General features: G+C 70.7%; 1 protein-coding gene and 1 pseudogene. One reads left to right on the top strand and one right to left on the bottom strand.

Annotated elements, in window-relative coordinates; translation table 11 throughout:
* Positions 1-738, bottom strand: a pseudogene (locus ACFYON_RS29020) (hypothetical protein); the annotation flags it as partial.
* A gap of 298 nt (positions 739-1036) precedes the next feature.
* Between ACFYON_RS29020 and ACFYON_RS29015 the strand changes: the two are divergent.
* Positions 1037-4438 carry a BTAD domain-containing putative transcriptional regulator gene (locus ACFYON_RS29015; RefSeq protein WP_357712005.1) on the top strand — a complete coding sequence of 1134 codons (3402 nt, stop codon included), beginning with the start codon at positions 1037-1039 and terminating at the stop codon, positions 4436-4438.
* Positions 4439-4519 lie beyond the last annotated feature (81 nt).

The following is a 4519-nucleotide window of genomic DNA, read 5'->3' as shown; positions in this document are numbered from 1 at the left end:
GTCGCGGAGGTAGAAGGTGGAGTTGCTGGGTCGGAAGACGCCGACGGTGTCGATGCCGTCGTTGTTCCAGTCACCCGAAATCGGCACATCCTCCGGGGACACGTCCTCGAGGATGTTGTCGTAGCGGACCGGGGTGTACAGGCTGGCGTAGCTGGAGGTCCAGGTCCGTTCGATCGTGTCCGAGCTGCCCGTCTGCTCGATCACCACCGGAGTGGTGTGTGCGGAGTCGCTCCACTTCACGAACAGGGCGACGTGGTTCTCGTTGGTGTTCCCGGTGTGCCGGAGCAGCGCGTCGCCCGGGGCGAGATCGCCGCGCGAGATCGTGTGTGAGCGACTGTCCAGGTTTCCGGTCCAGAACGAACTACCCGAGCCGCCGAGACCCCATGCCATCGCCACGAACCCGGAACAGTCGGTGCGATAGTCGCCGTACTGGTTCTCGTAGCAGCGTTCCTGGCTGTAGGGGACACCGCCGCCACTGAGCCAGCTACGTGCCCGCTTGACCGCCTCCGATCTCTGCATGTCCTTGTCAGCACCGTTGTTGCCACACGGGATCGGCGTGGTGCTCACCGCGGCGGACGCTCGCGACCGTGGCGCCAGGCCCGGGTAGTCGGGCAGCGCCGGATCGCCCGGTGCGGCGGCGACCGCTGTGCCGGCCGCGTCCACCGCCGAGGTGTCGGGCGTCGCGGACGCCACAGTGGGCGTCGAAGCCAGGGCCGCCGCCAGCACCGCCACCGGCACCAGCGACCTGCGTGCCCATGAGCCACCTCGTCGAGCGTATGAGTGCAATGTGTTCTCCCCATCTCTTCCGGCGTGCCTGCCGCCTCGCCGTGCTCAGAGTGTGCGGAGCGCTTCTGACGTACGACTGGAGGGACAGATCCTGTAGTGAACTCGTACTACGATCTGTCCGGACAGATGTACGAGTCAGATCGTCACCGCCGGCGCGTATCGATCGTCGGCCACCCGTCGACGAGCCGGCCGCCGGGGGCGCTTCGGGCGGCCCCACGGGTTGACGATCGTGCACACGGGGGAGTCGACGATGGGCGACGGGGGGCCTGGCGGCCTCAGCGAGCTTCTGCGGCGTGCTCGGGTCGGTCGCGGCCTGACGCAGGCCGATCTCGCGGATCGGGCCGGGGTCAGCGTAGGTGTGGTTCGTGACCTCGAGCAGGGGCGCAGCGGAAGACTGCGTGGACGCTCCCTGCAGGCACTTGCCGACGCCTTGGGTCTTCACCACGAGGACCGCATGCGGATGAAGCAGATGTCCCGGCCACCGCAGCGGGAGCGTCTCAGGGCGACCGGGCCGGCCCGGATCTCCGTGCTGGGGCCGCTGCTGGTCACCCGGGCCGGTCAGCCCACCGACCTCCGAGCCGGACGGCACCGTGTCGTGCTGGCGCGCCTCGCGCTGACTCCCGGCCGTCCGGTGGGCCGCGAGGAGTTGATCCATCTCTTGTGGGGAGACGCGCCGCCGACGTCGGCGACAAACGTGGTGCAGACACACATCAGTCGGATCCGTCGCCTGCTGGAGCCGGCACCGCACCCTGAGCAGCCGCCATCGGTGATCCTCGGGTCGGGCGGATACGAGCTGCCGGCCGATGCCGAACGGCTCGATCTGGTGGGCTACCGGTCCCGCCTCCTGGAGGCCGGCGCACCGGCCCTGCCACCCGAGCGCGCCTTCGAGCTGCTCCTCGACGCGCTCGCCATGTGGCACGGCGACGACGCCGCCCAGGACGTGCCGGAACTCTCCGGCGATCCGTTGATCACGGCGCTGGCCGAGGAGCGCGTGGAGGCGGCCGTGCGTCTGGCGCGCCTCGGGGAGGTGCTGCACCGGCAGCGGGAGGTCCTCCCGCTTCTGCGCCGGCTGGCGGGGCGGCACCCGTGGCACGAGTCGTTGCACGCACGGCTGGTCGTCGCACTCGCCGCCGCGGGGCAGCAGGCCGCCGCGATCGAAGCCTTCGAGAGTGTCCGCCAGCGGCTCGCCGAGGAACTGGGCGTCGATCCCGGCCGCGAGCTGACCGAGGCGCGGCAGGCCGTGATCGGCGGGCCGGGGGATCGAAGCGCGGGTACGCCGGTGGACACTCGTGCCGTCGTCACGCCGCGGCAGGTGCCGGCGCCACCGGCGGATTTCTGCGGACGCGCCGAGGAACTGCGCGAGCTCGAGTGGGCATTGCGCTACCCGGACGGTGGAGCACCAGTCGTCCGCGTCATCTCCGGCATGGCCGGTGTCGGCAAGACGAGCCTCGCCCTGAAGGCGGCCTGGGGAGTACGGCGGGACTTCCCGGACGGTCAGCTCTACATCGACCTCCGCGGTGGTGGCGAAGACCGGCCGGTCGCGGTCGGATACGCGCTCGCTCGACTGCTGAGAGCCCTCGGTGTCGAGGCGCGCGCCATTCCCGGTGACGAGGACGAGGCCGCCGCGCTCTACCGCAGCGTGCTTGCCGACCGGCGGGTGCTGATCGTGCTCGACAACGCGCACAACGCCGCCCAGATCCGCCTGCTGCTGCCGGGCCCCGGCGGAAGCGCGGTCCTGGTCACCAGCCGCAACCAGTGCGAGGAACTGGACGGCGCCGCCACCACGCTCCTGCCGGTGTTCACGTCGGACGAGGCACTGCACCTGCTGCGGATCAAGCTCGGTGCGGCCCGGGTCCACGCCGAACGCAGGGACGCCGAGGCCCTGGTCGACGCATGTGGCCGGTTGCCGATCGCGGTGCGGCTGGTGGCGGGCCGGCTGGTCGGCCACCCGGAGAGCACGGTTGCCGAGGTCCTGCAGGGGCTGACCGACGAGGGGTCGCGGCTTGCCCAGCTCAGCCTCGGTGACCGCACCGTGACGAGCAGTTTCGCCATCAGCTGCCGCGCCCTGCCGTCGGCGGTGGTGGAGGTCTTCCAGGCCGCCGCGCTGATCCCGGGCGAAGACTTCTCGGCCGCCGCGGTCGCCGCGCTGCTCGGGTCCGAACAGCGCGGCGTCCGGGCGGCGCTGGACCACCTCGTCACGGAGAACCTGCTCCAGCCCGGCGGTGTGGAGGGCCGTTACCGCTACCACGACCTGCTGCGTCTGTACGCGTTGCGAGCCGGCGAGACCCGGGAGACGCCCGTCGACCGTGGCGCTGCCCTGGCCCGGCTCTACACCTGGTACCTGACGCGGACCGCGTCGGCGATGACACTGGTCTATCCCGACATGGTGCGGCTGCCGATCGAGGTCGACCCGGCCGAGAACCCGTTTCCCGATGTCGATGCCGCGACGGCGTGGCTCAGCCAGGAGGCGGCGAACCTCGTCGCGGCGGTCGAAGTCGCCGCGACTGACGGTCATGGCGCACGGTCCTGGCAGTTGGCGGACCAGCTCCGCGGATACTTCTTCGTCTCGGGAGACGTGGTCGCCTGGCTCGCGAGCGGGTCGGCCGGACTCGCCGCCGCGGAGGCCGCGGGTGACATGCGGGCTCAGGCCGCCATGCATCAGACTCTCGGGCAGGCACACTGGGCGGCCGGAAAGCATCATCTGGCCGCCGCCGCCTACCGTCGAGGCATCGCGGCTGCCCGTGGCAGCGGCTGGCTCGTCGGCGAGGCATACCTGTCACACAACCTCGGGCTCGTGCAGGCCGAGTTGGGCCACCCGGACGAGGCGCGGGGTCTCTATCAGCGGGCATTGGACCTCGGGACGGGTCCCGAGTTCCACCACGTTCGGGCGGTGACGCTGAACGACCTGGGCACGCTGTGCCACGAACGGGGCCAGCTCACCGAGGCGGCCGGTTACCTGACGGCGGCCCAACGGTTGAACGAGAGGTCGGCGCGCCACCTGTCGGCAATGGCGAACCGGCACAACCTGGCGATGGTGCTACGGCAGATGGAAGACTTCGAGCCCGCGCGTGCCCACTTCGCGGCCGCACTCGACTACCACCGTCGCACCGGGTCCACGCTGCGGGAGCTGTCGGTGCTCGACGAGCTGAGCCAACTCGACCGCCAGCTGAACGAGTGGGTGTCCGCGGCACACAACGCCGCCGAGGCGCTGCGGCTGGCCAGGAAGCTGCGGAACCTGCGGGCCGAGGCTGCCACCCTCAACACACTGGCCTTCGCGTTGTTGGGAAGCCGGGCCGTCGATGACGCCCGCACACGGTTCACCGAAAGCCTGTCGATCAGCCGGAAACGCGGCTTCCAATATTTCGAATGCCAGGCGGCCATCGGCCTCGCCGAGGCCGCACTGCTCGAAGGCGCGGCCGAGGAGGCCTACGAAACGGCGGAGGACGCAGTCCTCATCGCCTCCCGCAACGCCTACCGGGTACTGCACGGCGACGCCCTCCTCGTGCAGGCCAAGGCGGCGGTCCGGCTGGGTGAACCGGACAAGGCCCGGCGACACTGCGCGGGTGTCCGGGAGCTGCTCGGGACGACGTCGCTTCCGGACCGGGCGCGCGAGTGCGAGGCGATCGAGGCACTGCTGACGCACCTGCCGTGATGGCGGGACCCGGTGGTGTCCGGGTCCCGCCGTGGTGGGTGTGGTGGTCAGATGCCGTAGACGAATTGGGTGTCTACGGGG

This window comes from Micromonospora sp. NPDC005686 (genome assembly GCF_042871665.1).
In the GTDB taxonomy this organism is placed as follows: domain Bacteria; phylum Actinomycetota; class Actinomycetes; order Mycobacteriales; family Micromonosporaceae; genus Micromonospora.
The sequence above is the reverse complement of the archived record's forward strand: the minus strand, read 5'-3'. Positions and strand labels throughout refer to the sequence as shown.

What these genes read in the sequence shown, in the direction of transcription:
- ACFYON_RS29015 (WP_357712005.1), top strand. Translation starts at nt 1,037, where the DNA reads ATGGGCGACGGGGGGCCTGGCGGCCTCAGCGAGCTTCTGCGGCGTGCT.